This window comes from Knoellia locipacati (assembly GCF_007992835.1).
Lineage (GTDB): Bacteria > Actinomycetota > Actinomycetes > Actinomycetales > Dermatophilaceae > Knoellia > Knoellia locipacati.
In genome coordinates this window covers 1-20,513 of record NZ_BKBA01000009.1, presented here as the reverse complement: position 1 = coordinate 20,513, position 20,513 = coordinate 1, and the positions used below count along the sequence as shown (strand labels likewise).

General features: G+C 73.1%; 20 protein-coding genes. 2 read left to right on the top strand and 18 right to left on the bottom strand.

The genetic code is table 11. The features are described from left to right. Positions 1–42: 42 nt before the first annotated feature. Both KLO01_RS11640 and KLO01_RS11635 read left to right on the top strand, forming a co-directional pair. The gene (locus KLO01_RS11640) at positions 43–864 is read left to right on the top strand and encodes an alpha/beta fold hydrolase (protein WP_147065321.1); all 822 of its coding nucleotides are present in this window, start codon (positions 43–45) and stop codon (positions 862–864) included. After that, a complete protein-coding gene (locus KLO01_RS11635) occupies positions 861–1,661 on the top strand; it encodes a GNAT family N-acetyltransferase (protein ID WP_147065319.1) in 801 nt (266 codons plus the stop codon). The genes KLO01_RS11640 and KLO01_RS11635 overlap by 4 nt, the downstream gene beginning before the upstream one ends. Here KLO01_RS11635 and KLO01_RS11630 read toward each other — a convergent pair. From KLO01_RS11630 to KLO01_RS11545, 18 genes are all read right to left on the bottom strand, one after another. Further along, positions 1,621–2,667, bottom strand: a complete 1,047-nt coding sequence (locus KLO01_RS11630) for a GTP pyrophosphokinase (RefSeq protein ID WP_147065317.1) — start codon at positions 2,665–2,667, stop codon at positions 1,621–1,623. The genes KLO01_RS11635 and KLO01_RS11630 overlap by 41 nt on opposite strands. Continuing rightward, positions 2,664–3,314 (bottom strand): HAD family hydrolase, encoded by a 651-nt coding sequence (locus KLO01_RS11625; protein WP_147065315.1) that lies wholly within the window; start codon positions 3,312–3,314, stop codon positions 2,664–2,666. Before KLO01_RS11625 ends, KLO01_RS11630 begins: the two co-directional genes overlap by 4 nt. A 1-nt stretch (position 3,315) precedes the next feature. Beyond that, entirely contained in the window at positions 3,316–5,109 is a 1,794-nt protein-coding gene (aspS, locus tag KLO01_RS11620) for an aspartate--tRNA ligase (RefSeq protein WP_147065314.1), read from the bottom strand. A 137-nt stretch (positions 5,110–5,246) separates the two neighbouring features. Next, positions 5,247–5,591, bottom strand: coding sequence for a YchJ family protein (locus tag KLO01_RS11615; protein WP_307725669.1), 345 nt, complete (start codon positions 5,589–5,591; stop codon positions 5,247–5,249). Positions 5,592–5,655: 64 nt separating this feature from the next. Then, positions 5,656–6,345 carry an NUDIX domain-containing protein gene (locus KLO01_RS11610; protein ID WP_147065312.1) on the bottom strand — a complete coding sequence of 230 codons (690 nt, stop codon included), beginning with the start codon at positions 6,343–6,345 and terminating at the stop codon, positions 5,656–5,658. Then, complete coding sequence (gene pyrG / locus KLO01_RS11605) at positions 6,342–8,051, bottom strand: CTP synthase (RefSeq protein ID WP_147065310.1); 1,710 nt, start codon at positions 8,049–8,051, stop codon at positions 6,342–6,344. The genes KLO01_RS11610 and pyrG overlap by 4 nt, the downstream gene beginning before the upstream one ends. Before the next feature lie 75 nt (positions 8,052–8,126). After that, positions 8,127–9,209 (bottom strand): glycosyltransferase family 4 protein, encoded by a 1,083-nt coding sequence (locus KLO01_RS11600; RefSeq protein WP_147065307.1) that lies wholly within the window; start codon positions 9,207–9,209, stop codon positions 8,127–8,129. Next, positions 9,206–10,834, bottom strand: a complete 1,629-nt coding sequence (gene murJ, locus KLO01_RS11595; protein WP_147065305.1) for a murein biosynthesis integral membrane protein MurJ — start codon at positions 10,832–10,834, stop codon at positions 9,206–9,208. Before murJ ends, KLO01_RS11600 begins: the two co-directional genes overlap by 4 nt. Then, positions 10,831–11,685: a hypothetical protein gene (locus KLO01_RS11590; protein WP_147065303.1), complete on the bottom strand. Its 855-nt coding sequence runs from the start codon at positions 11,683–11,685 to the stop codon at positions 10,831–10,833. The genes murJ and KLO01_RS11590 overlap by 4 nt, the downstream gene beginning before the upstream one ends. After that, on the bottom strand, positions 11,682–12,635 hold the full coding sequence (locus tag KLO01_RS11585) for a copper transporter (protein ID WP_147065301.1): 954 nt from the start codon (positions 12,633–12,635) through the stop codon (positions 11,682–11,684). The genes KLO01_RS11590 and KLO01_RS11585 overlap by 4 nt, the downstream gene beginning before the upstream one ends. Beyond that, positions 12,632–13,813 (bottom strand): putative cytokinetic ring protein SteA, encoded by a 1,182-nt coding sequence (steA, locus tag KLO01_RS11580; protein WP_147065299.1) that lies wholly within the window; start codon positions 13,811–13,813, stop codon positions 12,632–12,634. Before steA ends, KLO01_RS11585 begins: the two co-directional genes overlap by 4 nt. A gap of 61 nt (positions 13,814–13,874) precedes the next feature. Beyond that, on the bottom strand, positions 13,875–15,581 hold the full coding sequence (recN, locus tag KLO01_RS11575; protein WP_147065297.1) for a DNA repair protein RecN: 1,707 nt from the start codon (positions 15,579–15,581) through the stop codon (positions 13,875–13,877). Between the two features lie 7 nt (positions 15,582–15,588). Next, positions 15,589–16,521 carry an NAD kinase gene (locus KLO01_RS11570; RefSeq protein ID WP_147065295.1) on the bottom strand — a complete coding sequence of 311 codons (933 nt, stop codon included), beginning with the start codon at positions 16,519–16,521 and terminating at the stop codon, positions 15,589–15,591. A 2-nt stretch (positions 16,522–16,523) separates the two neighbouring features. Then, on the bottom strand, positions 16,524–17,324 hold the full coding sequence (locus KLO01_RS11565; protein ID WP_147065293.1) for a TlyA family RNA methyltransferase: 801 nt from the start codon (positions 17,322–17,324) through the stop codon (positions 16,524–16,526). 1 nt (position 17,325) lies between these two features. Next, positions 17,326–17,544, bottom strand: coding sequence for a hypothetical protein (locus KLO01_RS11560; RefSeq protein WP_147065291.1), 219 nt, complete (start codon positions 17,542–17,544; stop codon positions 17,326–17,328). Continuing rightward, positions 17,541–18,407 (bottom strand): hypothetical protein, encoded by an 867-nt coding sequence (locus KLO01_RS11555; protein ID WP_147065289.1) that lies wholly within the window; start codon positions 18,405–18,407, stop codon positions 17,541–17,543. Before KLO01_RS11555 ends, KLO01_RS11560 begins: the two co-directional genes overlap by 4 nt. 69 nt (positions 18,408–18,476) lie before the next feature. Then, the gene (locus KLO01_RS11550; protein ID WP_147065287.1) at positions 18,477–19,385 is read right to left on the bottom strand and encodes an HAD-IIA family hydrolase; all 909 of its coding nucleotides are present in this window, start codon (positions 19,383–19,385) and stop codon (positions 18,477–18,479) included. Continuing rightward, a complete protein-coding gene (locus KLO01_RS11545) occupies positions 19,382–20,170 on the bottom strand; it encodes a tetratricopeptide repeat protein (RefSeq protein WP_246136176.1) in 789 nt (262 codons plus the stop codon). Before KLO01_RS11545 ends, KLO01_RS11550 begins: the two co-directional genes overlap by 4 nt. Positions 20,171–20,513: the final 343 nt, after the last annotated feature.

Below are 20,513 nucleotides of genomic sequence, written 5' to 3'. Positions count from 1 at the left end.
TCGACAACGTCCCTGCTCATCCCGGTTCGCGAAAGGTGACCCATGTCAGACACGACGTCCACCTCCCCCACGCTGCACTACGAGGACACCGGTGGCGAAGGCCGGCCGGTCGTCCTCATCCACGGCTGGCCCCTGTCCGGCGCGTCGTGGCAGGACACCGTCCCTGCGCTCACCGCTGCCGGGCTGCGCGTCATCACCTACGACCGCCGCGGGTTCGGGCAATCCGAGCCGGCGTCGGACGGCCGCTACGACTACGACGCCCTCACCTCCGACCTCGCCGACCTCATCGAGCGCCTCGACCTGCGCGCCGTCTCGCTCGTCGGCTTCTCGATGGGCGGCGGCGAGGTGGCGCGCTACGTCGGCACGCACGGCGAGGACCGGCTGCACAGCATCGCGTTCGCCGCCGCGATCCCGCCGTGGCTGCTCAAGAGCGACGAGAACCCCGACGGCGGGCTCCCCCGCGAGGAGGCCGAGAAGATGCAGGCCGGGCTCCGGGCGGATCGCGAGGGCTTCCTCGACGAGTTCACGACGAACTTCTTCAGCGCCGACGGCGAGCTCAAGGTCACGCAGGAGCAGCGTGAGGAGGCCAAGGCGATCGCAGCCCAGGCCGACCTCGACGCGGCTGTCGCGTGCATCGGCTCGTGGCTCGAGGACTTCACCGGCGACCTCGCCAAAGTCACCGTGCCGACCCTCGTCATCCACGGCGACTCCGACGCCATCGTGCCGGTCGAGGTGTCCGGCAGGCGCACCCACGAGCAGGTCGAGGGCAGCGAGCTCGTCGTCCTCGAGCAGGGGCCGCACGGCATCAACGCGAGCCACCGGGACGAGTTCAACGAGGCCCTGGTCTCCTTCCTCACCCGGTGAGCACGTCGGGTCGCGGCGTCGAGCCGCTTCCGTCCCGGGAGGCGCTCGTCGCCGCGACCGCCGACCATCCCTTCGCCCGGTTCGACCTGTCGTCGACGGTCGTCGACCCCGGGCTGCACGTCGCCGGCACCCGGACCGTCGCCTGGGCGCAGCACTGGGCCGACGGGCGCCTCGGGGTGGTCGTCCTCGGTGACCCGGTCGACGTCGCGGTCCTCGCTGCCGCCGACGCCACCCGCGAGTGGGTCGAGGACCTCGCACCCGACCACGTCACCGCACCCGCGGACGCCTACGACCCCCTGCGGGAGGCACTCGGCCTGCGCGGCGGCAACGCCTGGGACCGCATGTGGACGACGACTCACCCGCCGGCGATCCGGGCCGAGCGCGACGTCGTCCCCCACGACGGTGACGACGGCGAGCTCGCTGACTTCGTGCGGGCCCACAACCCGCACCCCCACGCGATCCCCGGACAGAGCGCGGAGCAGCGCTGGGTCGTCGTGCGCGAGGACGGTCGCCTCCTCGCCTGCGGTTGCACCGAGCCGGGCAACGCGGACGTGCCCCTCATCGGGGGGATCGTCGTCGACTCTGCGCAGCGGGGACGCGGGCTGGGAGCCGCCGTGACGGCATACCTCACGAGGGAGGCCCTCGCGCGGACCGGAGCGTGCACGCTCGCGGTCTTCGCCGACAACGACCACGCGCGAGGGCTCTACGAGCGTCTCGGCTACCGGGTCGGGCTGCATGCCCGGACCGGGTTCCCCGTCAGGACTGGGAGGCGCGCACCTTCTCGAGACGCGCGGTGAGCGACTCGACGCGGTGCGCGTTGCCGTGCAGGTGGATGTAGCGCGGTCCGAAGACCGCCAGCAGCACGTCGTCGAGGCGGCGCACGGCCCCCGCCGGGTAGCGGTAGTCCATGCGCTCGTTGATCCCCTGCGCGTCGACCGTGCCGAGGAGGCCACCGAGCTCGTCGAGCGAGGTGATGCCCAGCTCGAGCAGCAGCCCCGAGATCCACGAGTAGTGGTCGGTGCGCGACCAGCCGGCGTCGCTGAAGTGCGCGGTGAGGAAGGCCGCGAGGTCCGGGCCGGCAATACGCGGGTCGTCGTCGGAAGTCCCCGCGCCGGGCCCGACCCCGGCCTGGAGCCGATCACGGATCGCGGTGAACTCCCGGTCGGCGAGCTCGAGCAGCCCTGCGGCGAGCGTGAACCTGCGGTCGAGGTCGGAGACGTCGGCGGCCGGGACCGACCCCTTGTAGCGCACGTCGTGCTCGAACTCGGCCCAGGCGTGCTGGAGGATCGTGCGGACCTGCACCGAGGCGGACCGCCCCCGCAGGTGGGCGTATGCCGGGTCGCTCGCCTCGTCGTCGAGCGTCACCAGCAAGTGCCGGCTGGAGTAGCCGAACCGGCCCTGCTGGGCCGTCTCCTGGCCGAGGTCGCGGTCGTCGAGGACGCTGAACTCCCCGGCGAGCAGGTCGGCCACGGCCGTCACGTCGCCCTGGAGGTAGGTGACGACCCGCACGCCGATCTGGTCGGTGATCTCGGTGAGCGGGTCGGCGTAGGCGGGCGACCCGTCGACGGTGCGGGAGGCCTTGCCGGCGAACGACGCGACGCTCTTGGCCCGCCCGGTGACGCTGACGTAGTTGATGCCGGCGTCGTCGAGCAGGGCGGTGACCATGGTGACGAACTGGTCGGCGACCTGGCGCAGCTCGGGCTGGAGCTGGGCGTAGCGCTGCACGGCGTCGTGGACGGCGTCGTGGACGGCGTCGTGCGCGACGTCGTGCTCGGCACCGGCGGCGGCGTCCTGCGAGCTCATGTGGACCATCCCAGCACGGACCGCAGCCCGTCGACGCCCGAGGCGGGGTCGTGGTGGACGGCGCGGATGCCCATTCCCAGCGCGGTCTCGACGTTGGGCAGGCTGTCGTCGACGAAGCCGACCTCGCCGGCGTCCTCGGGCGCGACGCCCAGGCTGGCGAGCACCCGCTCGAAGTACTCCGGCTCGGGCTTCCTCGCGCCGAGGTCGCACGAGTAGAAGGAGCGTGCGAAGACCTCGTCGTAGCCGAACGTGCGACGCAGGAACGCTTTGCGGTGGTCCTGCTGGTTCGTCGCGAGGGCGCAGCTCACGCCGGAGCCGGCGACCTCCCGCACGAGCCGGACCGCCGCGTCGTCGAGGTCGACCTGCTCCCAGAGCTCGAGGAGGTCGTCGACCCCGACGGTGACCTCAGGGCGCGCTCGCAGCAGCCGCGCGAGCGACTCCCGGAAGGGCTCCTCACCGCGCAGGGCCGGGATCTCGGCCTCGAAGAGGGCTTCGGCGAAGCCCGGGCCTCCCCACGACTCGAGACGGGGTCGCCACTCGTGCCGCGGGTGCTGGAGGACACCGTCGGCGTCCCAGAGCATCACCCGGACAGGGCGCGCGGAGTGCAGCGGCCGGGCATCCACGCTGACGTCGGCCGCCGTCGTCATCTCAGGCCTTCTCGGCGGGGGCCTCGGGCTTGGCGTCGACGCCGGCATCCTTGCGCTGCTCCGGCGTGATGGGCGCCGGTGCGGCGGTGAGCGGGTCGTAGCCGCCACCGGACTTGGGGAAGGCGATGACGTCGCGGATCGACTCGGTGCCGGCGAGCAGCGAGACGATGCGGTCCCAGCCGAACGCGATGCCACCGTGAGGCGGCGCGCCGAAGGCGAAGGCGTCGAGGAGGAAGCCGAACTTCTCCTGCGCCTCCTCGTCGGACAGGCCCATGACCTTGAAGACCCGCTCCTGCACGTCGCGGCGGTGGATACGGATCGACCCGCCACCGATCTCGTTGCCGTTGCAGACCATGTCGTAGGCGTAGGCCAGGGCCGGACCCGGGTCGGTGTCGAAGGTGTCGAGGAACTCGGCCTTGGGCGAGGTGAAGGCGTGGTGGACCGCGGTCCACGCTCCCCCGCCGACGGCGACGTCACCGGCGGCGACGGCCTCGGAGGCGGGCTCGAACAGCGGTGCGTCGAGCACCCACAGGAAGGACCAGGCGTCCTCGTCGATGAGCTCGCAGCGCTTGCCGATCTCGAGGCGGGCAGCGCCGAGCAGTGCGCGAGACGACTTCGTGGGGCCCGCGGCGAAGAAGACGCAGTCGCCGGGCTCGGCTCCGACGTGGGCGGCCAGTCCGGCCTTCTCCTCGTCGGAGAGGTTCTTGGCGACCGGTCCGCCGAGCTCGCCGTCCTCCTGGACGAAGACGTAGGCCAGGCCCTTGGCGCCGCGGCTCTTGGCCCAGTCCTGCCAGGCGTCGAGCTGCTTGCGCGGCTGGCTCGCGCCGCCGGGCATGACGACGGCGCCGACGTACTCGGCCTGGAAGACCCGGAACGGGGTGTTCGCGAAGTAGTCGGTGCACTCGACGAGCTCGTTGCCGAAGCGCAGGTCGGGCTTGTCGGAGCCGAAGCGCTTCATCGCGTCGGCGTAGGTCATCTGCTCGAACGGCGCGTCGAGCTCGACACCGATGAGCTGCCACACCTGCTTGACGATGGCCTCGCCGAGCTCGAGCACGTCGGCCTGCTCGACGAAGCTCATCTCGATGTCGAGCTGGGTGAACTCGGGCTGGCGGTCCGCGCGGAAGTCCTCGTCGCGGTAGCAGCGGGCGATCTGGTAGTAGCGCTCCATGCCGGCGACCATGAGCAGCTGCTTGAACAGCTGCGGGCTCTGCGGCAGGGCGTACCAGGAGCCCGGCGCCAGACGGGCGGGCACGAGGAAGTCGCGGGCACCCTCGGGCGTCGAGCGGGTGAGCGTCGGGGTCTCGATCTCGACGAAGTCGCGCGCGCCGAGCACCTCGCGGGCAGCGGCGTTGACCTTGGAGCGCAGCCGCAGCGCGGCACCCGCGGATGACGAGCCCGGACGGCGCAGGTCGAGGTAGCGGTGCTTGAGGCGGGCCTCCTCGCCGACGGTGACGCGCTCGTCGATCTGGAACGGCAGGGGCGCGCTCGGTGCGAGCACCTCGATGGCCGACGCGACGACCTCGACCTCACCCGTGGGGAGGTCGGCGTTGACGTTGGCGGCGGTGCGGGCGATGACCTCGCCGGTCACCTTGATGCAGAACTCGGCGCGCAGGTCGTGCGCTGCCCCCGTGAGGACCTCGTCGCGCGCGACGACCTGGACGACGCCGCTCGCGTCGCGCAGGTCGATGAACGCCACCCCGCCGTGATCGCGACGCTTGGCCACCCAACCGGTGAGCGTGACGGTCGAGCTGGTGTGGTCGGCGCGCAGGGTGCCGGCCTCATGGGTGCGGAGCACGGGGTGGTCCTTCGGGACGGGGGTGGATGAACGCCGTCATCCTACGGAAGGGCGACCCTCCGGCACGAACCGGATTCGCCGCGACGCAGGGCCGTCACGCGGCAGGTGGGGGTGCGGACTCGGCACTCCCGGGCGGCTCAGCGGTCGGTCGCGACCCCGTCTCGGTAGACCCAGCGCCCGGCCCGACGGGTGAAGGTGCTGCGCTCGCGCACCATGCCGCGCTGACGGGTCGCACCCTCACCGGACACCCAGTGGGCGGCAAACTCGACAACGCCCTCGGTCTCGTCGCCGGACTCGGAGAACACGTCCAGACCCGTCCACGTGAGACCCGGGTCGGGGTCGACGTCGGCCGGACGGGTGGCGGGGTGCCAGGTCCGGAACAGGTGGTCGCTGTCCCCGACCGCGTATGCCGTGTAGCGCGAGCGCATGACAGCACCGGGCGTGGGGGGCCAGCTCTCGCCGGCGAGGTAGGGCCGCAGCACGCTGCCAGCGGCGCCCCCTGCGGGACCCCGCCGCAGGGACAGGGGCCGCCGGCCGAGCCGCCGATCACGCGTCCTCCGCAGGCGCCGGGTCCGCAGGCGCTGGCTCCGCGGGCGCCGTTTGCACCGACGTCGGGCGCTGCGGCCACGGGACGTCGTGCGGGCGGAGGGTGTCGAACCCCCGGGCCTGCGACACCTTGGCCGCGAGGGCGGCCGCGACGAGCACGCCGTTCTGGAGGCGCCCCTCGAGCGCGGCCTGGACCACGTCGTCGAGCGGGACCCAGACGCACGGCATACCGAGCTCCTCGGCCTCGCGGACGTGACGCTCGTGCTCGGGGACGGGTGTGGTGTCGCGGGCGAGGAAGACCCGGATCGCCTCGTCGAGCCCACCGGGCGACGGGTGGAGGTCGACGAGCACGTCGAGGCGGCCCGCCACGAGGTCGGCCTCCTCGTGCAGCTCGCGCGCCGCGGCCTCCCACGGCGGCTCCCCCGGGACGTCGAGGAGCCCTGCCGGGACCTCCCAGTCGCGGGCCCGGATGGGGTGGCGGTACTGCTGGACGAGGCAGATGCGCCCCTGTCCGTCGAGCGCGACGACGGCGACGGCCCCCGGGTGGCGGACGTACTCACGCACGTGCGTGCCCGCGTCACCCAGGTCGACCTCGTCGCGCACGACGTCCCAGACGCGCCCCTCCACGACGACCTCGCTGCGCCGCACCGGCTGCGGGTCGTGCTCGTCGGCGAGGCGCTGCGGGGTCACGGGGCGTCGGCCTCCACGGGCACCTTCGGCCGCTCGACCTCGACGAGCCGCGCGGCACGCTGCTCCTCGATGGCGGCACCGATGAGCCCGGCGAACAGCGGGTGGGCCCGCGTCGGGCGCGACTTGAACTCGGGGTGGGCCTGGGTCGCGACGTAGTAGGGGTGCTCCTCGCGGGCCAGCTCGACGAACTCGACGAGGCCGAGCTCGGGGTGCGTGCCGGAGATGACGAGACCCGCGGACTCGAGCTGCTCGCGGTAGGACTCGTTGACCTCGTAGCGGTGGCGGTGCCGCTCGTCGGCGCTCGTCGCGCCGTAGACCTCGGCGACGACGGAGCCCTCGCGCAGGTCGGCGCGCTGCGATCCGAGGCGCATCGTGCCACCCAAGTCACCCGCGCCCTCGACGAACGCCTTCTGCTCCTCCATCGTCGCGACGACCGGGGCCGGCGTCTCGGGGTCGAACTCGGTGGAGCTCGCGCCCTCGATGCCGGCGACGTTGCGGGCGTACTCGATGACCATGCACTGCAGACCGAGGCAGATGCCGAGCGTCGGGACGCGGTGCTCACGCGCCCAGGTGAGCGCGCCGAGCTTGCCCTCGATGCCGCGGACGCCGAAGCCGCCGGGGACGAGGACCGCGTCGACGCCGCCGAGGGCCTTCTGGGCACCGGTAGCGGTCTGGCACTCGTCGCTGGCGACCCAGCGGATGGCGACCTTGGCGTCGTGGTGGAAGCCGCCGGCGCGCAGCGCCTCGGTGACCGAGAGGTAGGCGTCGGGCAGGTCGATGTACTTGCCGACGAGCGCGACCTCGACCCGGTGCTCCGGGTTGTGGACCCGGCCGAGCAGCCGGTCCCAGTCGGTCCAGTCGACGTCACGGAAGGTCAGACCAAGGCGGCGGATGACGTAGGCGTCGAGCCCCTCGCGGTGCAGGACCTTGGGGATGTCGTAGATGCTCGGCGCGTCGACGCAGGCGGCGACGCCCTCGGTGTCGACGTCGCACATGAGCGAGATCTTGCGCTTGATCGGATCGGGGATGTCCCGATCCGCCCTGAGGACAAGGGCATCGGGCTGGATGCCGACCTGGCGCAGGGCCGCGACAGAGTGCTGCGTCGGCTTGGTCTTGAGCTCACCGCTCGGCGCGAGGTAGGGCACGAGCGAGACGTGGAGGAAGAACACGTTGTCGCGGCCGAGGTCGTGGCGCACCTGACGGGCGGCCTCGAGGAACGGCAGCGACTCGATGTCGCCGACGGTGCCACCGATCTCGGTGATGATGATGTCGGGCGCCTCGCGGTCGTCGACGCCGGGCGCACCGGCGGCCTGCGCGCGCATGCGCTCCTTGATCTCGTTGGTGATGTGCGGGATCACCTGGACCGTGTCACCGAGGTACTCGCCGCGGCGCTCCTTGGCGATGACCTGGTTGTAGACCTGACCGGTCGTCACGTTGGCCTTGCCCACGAGGTTGCGGTCGAGGAAGCGCTCGTAGTGCCCCACGTCGAGGTCGGTCTCGGCGCCGTCGTCGGTCACGAAGACCTCGCCGTGCTGGAACGGGTTCATCGTCCCGGGGTCGACGTTGAGATAGGGGTCGAGCTTCTGCATCGTCACGCGGAGACCGCGTGCCCTGAGCAGGAATCCGAGGCTGGATGCCGTGAGGCCCTTGCCGAGCGAAGAGGCGACGCCTCCGGTCACGAAGATCTGTTTCGTCTGAGCCACCACGGGCTTCAACAATACGTCATCGGCAGGGGGTGGCTCACCACGACTCTCCGGAGCCGGCTCGCGAAGCGCCCCGTCTCAGAGGACGGACCGGTATGCCGTGAGCGCGGCCTCGAGCGCATCCGCGCTCGTGGGGAGCTCACCTCCACGGGCGATGGCCCGGGAACGCAGGTCGTCGCGGACCGCGCCGTGCAGCAGGACGTCGGTGAGCGCACGCGCCATCGAGGCCACGTCACCCACCGGCACGAGGATTGCGGCGTCGCCGACGACCGCTCCGGTGCCACCGGCATCCGTGGCGACGATGGCGGCGCCCGCGTGCAGAGCCTCCTGGAGCCCCACGGGCTGCCCCTCCCAGCGCGCCGTCGAGACGACGGCGTCGGCGGCGGCGATGAGGTCGGCGACGTCGCTGCGGTGGCCGAGCAGCCGCACCGGGACGCGCTTGTCGTCGATCCGGGCCTGGAGACGCTCCTTGTCGGGCCCGCCCCCCGCCACGGCGGCGACGACGTCGATGTCGTGGCGTTCGAGCATCTCGGCGACGGCGTCGACGAGGAGGTCGAGGTCCTTCTGCGGCGCGAGCCGGGCGACCGTCACGAGCAGCATCGTGCGTGGGTCGATGCCGAGGTCGCGGCGGACGGCCCAGCGGTCACGGCCGACGGCGGCGGGCGGCGGCGCCGCGATGACCGCGAGCTCGGCCCGCCGGGCGCCGAGCCTGCGCTGGGTCTGGACGATGTCGGCCGAGACACCGAGCACGAGGTCGGAGCCACGGGCGACGACGCGCTCGAGCACCGCGTGGATGCGCCCGGACAAACCTCCGCCGGGCGAGGCGTTGTGCAGCGTGACGACGAGGGGGACGGCCTGGCCGACGAGGGCGGCGGTCGCGAGGGCCCCGACCCGTGCGCCGTGCGCGTGGACGACGTCGGCGCCGCCGCAGACCCTGCGCAGCACCGCGAGCGCCTGCGCGTCCCGCACCGGGTGGGGTCGGTCCGAGACGGCGAGCTCGACGGTCGCGGCGCCCGTGGCGGCGTAGGCGAACTGGTCGAGCTCCCCGGCGGGAGCGAGCACGACGACGTCGTGACCGGCGCCCACCAGCCCGCTGACGATGTCGTGGACGTGGCGGCCGGTGCCACCGGCGCTCGTCCCCATGACCAGTGCGACCCTCATGACGCCTCTCCTCCCCTGCGGCGGGCCCTGCCGCGGCGCAGGACGTCGCCCATCATCTCGCGGTCGGCCCAGCCCAGGACGACCAGCCCCGCGACGAGGGCCGCGGCGCCCGCGGCCACGCCGACCACGAGCACCTCGACCAGGTCGTCGAGTGCCCTGCCGTGCGTGACGAGGTCACCCACACCGAGGGCCACCGCTGCGGCGACCACGAGGGCCCCGGTCGTGCGGGCGGCGCCACGGGTGGCGTCCTCGCCCCACTCCCGACGGACGAGCAGGCAGAGGAGCACGCCCGACAGAGTCATGCCCAGCGAGGACGCGAGACCGAGCGCACGCAGGGTGGCCCCGGGTCCCTGGTCCGGCCCGACGACGGCGATCGGGAGCATGGCGACCAGCCAGCCCGCGGCGACCGCGAGCGCGGCGTGCAGCGGCCGGCCCTTGACGTAGAGCGCCCGGGTGAGCAGGGCGGTGAGGCCGAACCCGACGAGGCCCGGTGCATAGGTGACGAGGGCACCCGACATCGCCGACAGGGACGCGGGGCTCGAGCCGGCGTCGCCACGGCGGCTGTCGAGCAGCTGGAAGAAGGCCCCGATCGCCGGTGCGGCGGCGAGCAGGACACCGACGGACAGGCCGGTGAGGACGAGCACCCCGCGCAGGGCCCGGGCCAGCGTGGCGCCGACCTCCTCGCCCGCGCCGGTCCGGGAGGCGAGCGCCGGGAAGGCGCTGACGGCCACGGGGACGGCGAGGACGGCATACGGGAGGACGTAGACGGCCTGGACGTACTGGTAGACCGGGAACGCCCCACGGTCCCCACTGTGGTTCGTGAGCCACATCGTCGCCAGGACGGCGGCCTGCTGCGCGAGCAGGGCGACGATGCCGGCACCGGCGAGGCCGCCGATCCGCTTGGCGTCGCTGGGTGCCAGGCGCAGCGAGGGGCGCCACCGCCAGCCGGTGCGCAGGGCCGGGACGACGAGCGGCAGCGAGAGGGCGACGACGCCGAGGGTCGTCCCCCACCCGAGCACCGTGAGCGCGTCGTCGCCCACCCGGGAGGGCGCGGTCTCGCCGTCGGTGAGGGAGCCGTACCAGAGGTAGGACCCGAGGACGACGACCGACGACAGCAGCGGCGCGAGGGCGGCCATGAGGAAGCGGCGGTGCGCCTGGAGGAGTCCGGTGAGGATGATGCCGATGCCGTAGAGGGGCAGCTGGATCGCGAAGATGCGGAGCAGCCGGGCACCGACCTCGCGGGCCTGCGGGTCGAAGTCCTCGACCATGAGCCCGGAGATCGCCGGAGCGGCGACCCAGAGCAGGAGGGCCAGCGGGACGAGCACGACCAGCGCCCACGTGAGCAGGACCGAGGCGATGCCGTCGGCTCGCTCTCGCTCCCCCGCGCCGAGCCAGTGGGCGATGAGCGGGACCGCGACCGCGGCGAGGATGCCGCCGGCCGCGACCTCGAACAGGACGTTGGGCAGGGCGTTGACGCTCTGGTAGACCTCGCCGACCCCTCGTGCGCGCACCGAGTCCGCGAAGACGAAGATCCTCGCGACGCCGGCGAAGCGGGCGAAAAGGGTCGTGACGGCGATGAGTCCCGCGGCACCGGCGATGCCAGCCGCGGCCCGGCGGGCGCTCATCGCTTCGGTCGCCCGAGTGCGTCGAGGCGGCGCAGAACGTCGTTGCCCTCGATGACCTTGCTGAACGAGACCTTCTCCGACAGGACGGTGAGCCCGGCGGTCACCGCGAGGACGGCCAGCCGGCCCCGCAGCCCGGTGCGCTCGACGATCGCGAGCCCGACGAGGGCACCGGCGGCGTTGGCCCCGGTGTCGCCAAGCATCGAGCGGCCGGCGAGGTCGTCGGGCAGGATCCCTGCTGCGGCACCGAGCGCGGCCGCGGCCGTCGCGGCACCGGCCGCTCCGGGCGGGAGCAGCGCGGGGAGACCGGCCACGGCCGTGACCTTGAGCGTGCGCCCCGGTCGCAGGTCGAAGAGGTTGGCGAGGTTGGCGGCGCCCGCGATGGCGGCGCCGCCCACGAGGGTCGCCAACACGCCGGGTGCTGAGCCGTGTCCGGAGCGGAGTGCGGCCCCACGTCCTGAGCGCCGGTCGGCGAGCGCCGCGGCCACGAGGCCGGTCGCGCCGATCCCGACGATTTTCACGGCGCCGGTGGTCACCTCGCCCCGGGCGAGCGCGCCGAGGTGGCCCTTGAAGCCCTTGCTCGCGGAGTCCCCGGCGAGGTCGTCGAGGGCGCCGAACGCCGCCGAGCCCAGGCTCGCGACGACGCCGGGTGCGGAGGGGGACCCACCTGCCACCGCACCGGCCGCAGCGGCGACCGCGAGGATCGGTCCTTCGAGCAGGGTGACCGTGTCCCCGGCGTGGTTCGTCCGGTCCCACGGAGCGCGCAGGCCCTCGGGCAGCGAACGGCGCAGCGCGGAGAGGCCCCCCGCTGTCGCCGCGGCGACGAGGGCGGCGACGACGGGACGTCGGCTCACGGCGCGGGGATCGGAGGGTAGGCGGCGGAGACGCCGTCACCGAGGCCGTACTGGCCGACGCCGCCTCCGTTCTGCTGCGCGAGGGCGTAGGCGACACTCACCTGGCCCAGGGGCAGGCTGATGTTGTCGACGGTGGAGAGGTTGCGCGCGGTCGTGGCGTCGCCGCGCGCTGCGCGCACGACCGAGGCCGCGCCGGTGAACCCGGTCACGCCGACGTCGGAGGCGAGGACGGCTCCCTTGCCGGCCCGGTCCAGTGCGGCGGCGAGGCCCGCGAGGCGGTTGGCCGCGCGGTCGCGGTCGGCGGCGACATCGCCCTTGATGAGCCCGCCCACGATGACCGCATTGCCGGCCCGCTGGAGGTCGGCGCTGTCGACGTCGATGAGCTTGGCGCCGAGCAGGGCGTCGAGCGCGCGCTTGCCCGCATCGGTGACCGCACCGCCGGACGTCGAGACGAGGGCCGCTCCGAGGACGTCGTCGAGCGGGGCCGAGTCGGACGCCGCGGCCGACGGCAGTCCCAGCGAGCGGCGCAGATCGGTCGCGAGCCTGGACTGCGTGGACGTCGCGTCGGCGTCGTCGGGGACCCAGGCGTCCTCGACGGTGGTGCGCGAGACGACCGTCGCACCGGATGCGGTGATGGTGTCGGCCACTGCCTTGACGTCGTCGGCGTCGGCGCCCGGGAGGACGACGAGGGCGACCGTGCCACCGCTGAGCGTCCCGCCCACGAGGCGGGCACGGGCGTCGGCGGTGAACTCGTCTCGCGAGACCCCCGCCTTGCGTGCGGCGTCGAGCTCGGTCCGCAGCGCGCTGCGGTCCTCGCGGAGCTGGGTGACCTCCTGCGTGAGGGTGTCGCCGATCTGTCCCTTGAGCGGACCCGCACCGAGCACGATCCCCACGGCCAGGGCCATGAAGATCGAGACGATCGAGACGATGTGGTAGCGGAAGTCGATCACGTGACAATTCCTCCGAGAGCGGACCAGAGATCGTCGAGGCGGGCGCCGAGGACCTGGAGCAGGACCTTGCCACCGGGCGTGGCCCACAGTGCGGCGGTCAGGGCGCACAGCCCGACGAGGATCATGAGCGCGAGCCAGGAGCCCGAGATGCGGGAGCGGTAGAGCCGGCTCACACCCTTGGCGTCGACGAGCTTGCCACCCACGCGCAGGCGGGTGAGGAAGGTGCTGGCCATGCCGGCCCGGCCCTTGTCGAGGAACTCCACCAGCGTGGCGTGGGTCCCGACCGCGACGATGAGGGTGGCGCCCTTGTCGTCGGCGAGGAGCATGGCGACGTCCTCGCTCGTGCCCGTCGCCGGGAAGACCACCGGCTCGACACCGAGCTCGCGCACGCGCTCCAGCCCGGGGGCGCGACCGTCACGGTAGGCGTGCACGACGACCTCGGCGCCGCAGCGCAGGGTGGCGTCGGAGACCGAGTCCATGTCGCCGACGATGAGGTCGGGCTTGTGGCGCGCCTCGACGATCGCGTCGGCTCCTCCGTCGACCCCGATGAGGATCGGCTTGTACTCGCGGATGTAGGACCGCAGCATCTGCAGGTCCTCCTTGTAGTGGTAGCCGCGCACGACGATGAGCACGTGACGACCCTCGAGGTCGGTCTCGATGTCGGGGACACCCACGCCGTCGAGCAGCAGCGCCCGCTCCTGCTTGAGGTACTCCATCGTGTTCGCGGCGAAGGCCTCGAGCTGGTTGTTGAGCCCGGACCGGGCCTCGCTCATCGACTCGGTGACGATCGCGGCGTCGAGCGCGGTCCCCGTGGCGACCACCCTGTCACCGGCGAGGAGCTCGTTGCCCTCGAGCCGGACGAGGGTGCCCTCGTCGAGGGACATGACCTCCTCGCCGACGGCGTCGAGCAGCGGGATGCCCGCGGCGAGCAGGATCTCGGGCCCGAGGTTCGGGTAGCGCCCGGAGATCGACGCGGCGGCGTTGACCACGGCGCTGGGACGGCAGGCCACGAGGGCCTCGGCGCTCACCTTGTCGATGTCGATGTGGTTGATGACCGCAACGTCACCGGCCTTGAGCCGCTTCGTCAGGTCCTTGGTGCGGGGGTCGACGCGTGCGGGACCGCTGACACCGGCGGGTCCGGGGTCGCGATCACGGCGGAGGCGGGTCGTGAAGGGCATCCCTCCCATCGTGCCACGCTGACGGGTCGCGGCCGTGCACGGCCGCGCCGCCGGGGCCGGGTCAGACCGGGCTGCGACCGAGGTCGCTCAGCAGGTCGCGGGCGTGCTCGAGTGCCGCCTCGCTCTCGCTGCCGGCCATCATGCGCGCCAGCTCGCTCACGCGCTCCTCCCCCGTGACCCGGCGCACACCGCTGCGGGTCACCTTGCCGTCGTCGGCCTTGGAGACGACGAGGTGGTTGTCGGCGTGGGCGGCGACCTGCGCGAGGTGGGTGACGACGATGACCTGGGCGCTGGCGGCCAGCGCGGCGAGCCGGGCACCGACGTCGAGCGCGGCGCGACCGCCGACCCCCGAGTCGACCTCGTCGAAGACGAACGTCGGCACGGCCCGCGTGCTGTCGGCCTGGGCCGTCGCCACCTCGATGGCGAGCATCACCCGGGACAGCTCACCACCGGAGGCCACCTTGCTCACGCTGCGCGGGGTGCTGCCGAGGTTGGCGGCGAGCCCGATCTCGACGTCGTCGGCGCCGTGCGGCCCGAGGCGTCCGGGCTGTTCGACCCCGATGACGACCGTGGCCGAGCCCATGGCCAGGTGCTTGAGCTCGTCGCTGATCCGCTTCGACAGCGCCTTGGCCGCCTTGGTGCGGGCGGCGCTGAGGTCGGCAGCGGCCGCGGCCCGCTGCTGTTCGAGCTCGGTGACCCGCGTCTCGAGGCTGGTGATGCGGTCGTCGTCGCCCTCGAGCTCGAGGACCCGGCGCGAGGCCGCCTCGCCCCACGCGAGGACCTCGTCGACCGTCTCGCCGTAGCTGCGGGTGAGGTCGGACAGCGCCGCGCGACGGGTCTGCACCCACTCGAGCCGGCCGGGGTCCAGGTCGACGTCGGCGACGTAGGCGGAGAGGTCGGAGGCCAGGTCGGTGACGAGGTGCGAGACCTCGACGAGGCGTCGCTCGAGGTCGGCGAGCGCGGGGTCGTTGGCGCTCACCTGGCTCAGCGCCGCGCGGGCCGCCGCCAGCTCACCCATGACACCGGCACTGCCACCGCCGACCGCGTCGTCGTCACCGGCGAGGAGCGACTGGGCCTGCGCCGACCCGGAGCGCAGCTCCTCGGCGTGGGCGAGCCGCTCGTCCTCGGTGCGCAGGCTCACGTCCTCGCCGGGCTGCGGCTCCAGAGCCTCGATGCGCTCGAGCCCCCGGTGCAGCAGGTCGAGCTCCTGGGCCCGCTCTCGGGCCGCCGTGCGCAGGGTCTCGAGCTCGGTCACGGCAGCCGCGTGGGCGGCATACACGCTGTCGTATGCCGTCCGCACCCGTCCCAGCGCGGCTCCACCGAACGTGTCGAGCAGCTCGCGGTGCTCCTCGGGGCGGCGCAGCCGCCACTGGTCGGCCTGCCCGTGGACGGCCACGAGGTGCTCACCGAGCTCGCCGAGCACGCCGACGGGGGCGCTGCGACCGCCGACGTGGGCGCGGGATCGCCCCTCGCCACTCACCGAGCGGACGAGGACGAGGCTCTCGTCGACGTCACCGCCGGCCTCGGCCGCGCGGGCCGCGGCCGGGTGGTCGGAGGGCACGTCGAAGACACCCTCGATGACAGCACGGTCGGCGCCCTCGCGCACGAGCCCGGAGTCGGACCGGGCGCCGAGGAGCAGGCCGAGGCTCGTGACCACCATCGTCTTGCCGGCGCCGGTCTCACCGGTCAGCACGGTCAGGCCCGGCCCGAACTCGATGAGCGACTCATCGATGATGCCGAGATCCTTGATCCTGATCTCCTGGAGCACGTCCGGGTCAGCCCGCCTCGGGGTCGGACCCGTTGGCGCGGCGCGCGGCGCCCCGCCACCCGTGCACGGAGAGGTCGAACTTCTCCACGAGGCGGTCGGTGAACGGGGACGCGGTGAAGCGGGCCAGGCGCACCGGGTCGCTGCTGCGGTGGACCTGGATGCGGGCACCGGGCGGGAGGTCGACGGCGCGTCGCCCGTCGCACCACACGACACCGGAGCCCTGGGTGCCGGGCACGACCTCGACGGCCAGCTGGCTCTCGGGTCCGACGACGAGGGGTCGGGCGAAGAGGGCGTGCGCGCTGATGGGGGCGAGCAGGAGGGCCTCGACGTCGGGCCAGACGACCGGTCCACCCGCGGAGAACGCGTATGCCGTCGACCCGGTCGGCGTGGCCATGACGACTCCGTCGCAGCCCCAGGTCGACAGCGGTCGTCCGTCGATCTCGACGGTGAGCTCGATCATGCGCTCGCGCGACGCCTTCTCGACGGTCACCTCGTTGAGGGCCCAGCTCTCGAAGACGGTCTCGCCGTCGTGGAACGCGGTGACCTCGAGGGCCATGCGCTCCTCGACGGCATAGCTGCGCTCGACGATCCGCTCGACCGTGACGTCGAGGTCGTCACGCTCGACCTCGGCGAGGAAGCCGACGTGACCGAAGTTGACGCCGAGCAGCGGCACACCAGACCCCCGCGACAGCTCGGCCGCACGCAGGATCGAGCCGTCCCCGCCGAGGATGCAGACGAGCTCGCACCCGGCGGTGGGGTCGGCCGGGTCTGCGGCGACGAGGTCGGGCTCGCCCTCGAGCGGGGTGCCGAGCATCTCGTCGCTGATGACGGCCACCGAGACACCGGCGGCGGTGAGCCGCTTGACGACGCCGAGAGCGTGGTCGTGCACCTCGGGGCGTGACGGGTGGACGACGAGCAGGATGCGGCGCGGCTGGCTCATGGTCATCCTCCCTTGCTCAGGCCCCGAACGGCTGCGGTCAGTGCGTCGGGGTCCATCGTGCCCGAGACCCCCGACCGTGCCCACAGGAGGTACTCGGTGTTGCCCTCTCCCCCGCTGATCGGGCTGCGCTCGAGACCGTTGACGCCGAGCCCTGCCTCGGTCGCGGCCGCGAGGACGTCGGTGAGGGCCTGCCGCCGGTGACGCGGGTCGGTGACGATGCCGTTCTTGCTCAGGCGTCCGCGGCCCACCTCGAACTGGGGCTTGACGAGCAGGACCACGTCGGCACCCGTGCGCGCCAGGGCCGCGATCGGCGCGAGGACCAGGGTGAGCGAGATGAACGACAGGTCGCCGACGACGAGGTCGAAGGTGCCGCCGAGGTCGTCCGGGGTGACGTCGCGGATGGACGTGCCGCTGCGCTCGGTCACCCGCGGGTCGTCGCGAAGCTGCGCCACGAGCTGTCCGTGCCCCACGTCGAGGGCCACGACGTCGGCGGCACCCCGGGCGAGGAGCACCTGGGTGAACCCGCCGGTCGAGGCGCCGACGTCGAGGCAGTGCGCACCCTGCGCGGTGAGACCGCGCGCCTCCCACGACGTGAAGGCGTGCTCGAGCTTGTGCGCGGCGCGCCCGACCCACCTGGGCCGGTCCTTCGAGACCTCGATCGGCGTCTCCTCGTCGGCGGCCGAGGCGGCCTTGCCCGCGACCCGCCCACCGACGGTGACCAGACCACTCTCGATGAGCTCGCGAGCCTCACCGCGGGACCGGGCGAGCCCGCGACGGACGAGCTCGGCGTCGAGCCGAGCGATGTCAGCCCCCGAGGTCGCTCAGGCGACCCTGGAGGGTGCGCTGGACCTGCTCGCCGCGCTCGACCTGGGCGTCGAGGTCGTTCTCCGGGGCCTCGGCGAGGTCCCGGAGGGCAGCGTCGATGACGAGGTCGCCCGTCTCGGGGGCGGGGGCGTGCGTCGAGCCGGCGTCGGTGACCTCGGGCTCGACCGGCTCGCCGTTGTCGGGGACGTGCTCGCTCACGCGCTGCCCGCCGTGGACGTGCTCGAGCCCGTCGAGGAGGGCGCCGACGTCGTCGTCGAGGCCTTCTTCGCCGGGGACTTCTTGGCAGTCGACTTCTTGGCGGTCGACGCCGTCGTGGCCGTCGGCGACTTCTTGGCGGCGGACTTCGTGGCGGTGGACGCCTTCTTCGCCGAGGTCTTCTTGGCGGCGGACTTCGTGGCGGTGGACGCCTTCTTCGCCGGGGCCTTCTTGGCGGCGGACTGCGTGGCGGTCGACGCCTTCTTCGCCGGGGAGGACGTCTTGGCCGTGGACGCCTTCTTCGCCGGGGCCTTCTTGGCGGCGGACCGCGTGGCGGTCGACGCCTTCTTCGCCGGGGCCTTCGGGGCCGAGGACGTCGCGGACGACGACTTCTTGAGCGCCGACCGCGCCGGACGACGCGACGGAGCGGGGGCGACGCCCGGGGCGACGTCGGCCACCGTGGCTCCAGCGGTGTCGGCCACGGCGGCCACACCGGAGGCGGCGCTCGTGGCAGCGCTGCTCGACCGACCTGCCAGCGACCCGGCGAGCTCCTCGACCTGACTGCGCAGCGCATGCACGGTGTCGGTCACCGAGGAGAGCTCCTGCTGCAGGGTGGCGACGTCGAGGCGGCCCACGGCCTTGTCGACCTCGGAGCGCACGAGCGCGACGAGGTTCTTGCGGTTGGTGTTCGCCGCGGCGAAGAGGTCGTCGGCGAGGCGGCTCGCCTGCTTGGTGACCTTCTTGGCTGACAGGTCGTTGTTGGTCAGGGCGACGAGCTCGGCGGCTGCGTCCTTGGCAGCGCTCCGCGTCATCTCGCCGAGTCCGGAAGCGAGCTCGACGTATCCCTTGATCGACCGCTGGGCCATGGAGTCCTCCTGTGCGTCGTGGTGGTTCCGCCACACGCTACTCGTGAGTGTGCCCGTGCAGAGGGCCAGTCACTGCGTGAGTGCAGCGAGTTCCTCGGGCAGTGGACGGCTGACGTCGACGCCGGCGGGAGCGTTGTCTCGCGCATCCCACTCCGCCCGCAGCGCTGCCGACGCCGGCTCGAGGTCGTCGACGTCGGTCAACAGGCCGCGCAGGTCCCTCGCGACCCAGGTCGGCCGGGACTCGGGGGCTGCGGCGACGGCGTCGTGCACACCGTGCACGCCGGTGAGCACGAGGAGGGAGTCCATCCCGGCCTCGTGGGCGCCCTCGATGTCCGTCTCGAGACGGTCCCCGATCGCCAGGACGCGCACGGGCGCAACCCCGAGTCGCTCGGCGCACATGAGGTAGAGCGGCTCGTCGGGCTTGCCCGCCACGAGGTCCGGACCACGGCCGACCGCCGCCCCGACCGCGAGGACGAGGGCGCCGTTGCCCGGCGCGTAGCCCTGGGCCGTGGGCAGCGTGTGGTCGGTGTTCGTGGCGAGCCACAGCGCACCGCGCTGGACGGCGTATGCCGCCTGCGCCAGGTCGTCGGCCGTGACGTCGGCTCCGTAGCCCTGCACCACCGCGACGGGGTCGTCGGCGGCGGTGGTCACGGGGACGTATCCCCTCTCCCGCAGCGCCTCCGCCACTCCGGATCCACCGACGGCGAGCACCGCCGCGCCGACCGCGACGTGCTGCGTGAGCAGCCACGCGGCCGCCTGGCTGCTCGTCGCCACGGCCGAGTCCTGCACCGACAGCCCGAGCCGGCGCAGGTGGGCCCCCACGTCGGCGGGTGGCCGGGATGCGTTGTTCGTTGCGTACTGGATCGGTATGCCGGCCGCGGACAGGGAGTCCACGGCATACGGAACCGCGGGGTCCCCGCGGTAGACGACCCCGTCGAGGTCGCAGACGATCGCGTCGTAACGGTCGACGAGCCTCACTCGTCGCCCTCGTCCTCCTCGTCGGCGCCGTCGAGCAGATCGGTCATGCTCACACCGTCCAGCTCCTCGAGGCGCTCGACCGCATCGGTCTCGTACTCGGCGTCGGCCTCGGCGGCCTTCTCGAACCACTCCCGCGCCTCGTCGGCGCGACCGAGACCCAGCAGGGTGTCGGCGTAGGCGTAGGCCAGTCGGGGCTGGTTCGACTTCTTCAACTGTGGAATCTGCAGCGCGACGAGAGCGGCATCGGTCTGCCCGAGGTCGCGGCGGATCCCCGAGATGACGATGGCCAGCTCGACCTTCTCCTGCGTGGGAAGGCGACGGGCCTCCGGCGACTGAGCGAGGTCGAGTGCGCGCTCGTGGCGACCGAGCCCGCGCTCGCAGTCGACCATGAGCGGGATGAGGTGGTCGGACCCGCTGATCCGACGGACGGTGCGGAACTCACCCAGGGCACGGGCGAAGTCACCGGTGCGGTAGGCGACCATGCCCAGCGCCTCACGGGCGGCGGGAACCCGGCCGGCCCGACGCACGGCCGTCTCGGCATGCGCCATGGCACCGTCGAAGTCCTCGGCCTCGAGCAGTGCCGCGACCATGACGAGGTGCTGCGCCACGCCGTCGGCGTTCTCCTTGCTCAGGGTGCGCAGCTGCTGGTGCACCGAACGGTCGAGCTCCTTGCCGGTGACCCCGTCCGGGATCCTGGGCTCGGGGCGACGCGGGCTCTTGGGTGCCAGACGGGGTCCGCCACGCTCACCGTCGCGCTCGGCACCACCCCGAGGGGGCCGGCCCACGTCACGACGGTCGTCCCGACCGCCCGAGCGGGCAGGCCCACCAGAGCGCGCAGGTCCCCCAGAGCGCCGGTCGTCGCGCTCGGGACGCCCTGCACCACGAGGTCCACGCCCGCTGGCGTCACGCCCACGCGAGCTCCCACCACCGCTGGGGCCTCCCCGACGGGAGTCGTCTCGCCCACCTTCACGGCGCGGTCCACGGGTCTCGTCGGTCATCGATGCCTCCAGGCAGATCGGGCGGCGTGGAACGCCGCAGGAGCAGGTGCAGTCTAGGGCCCGCGCGCGGGGGTGAGCCGAGGTGATCGACCACGTGCGTCGGGCGCACTTTCGGTGTGCAATTGGTTGG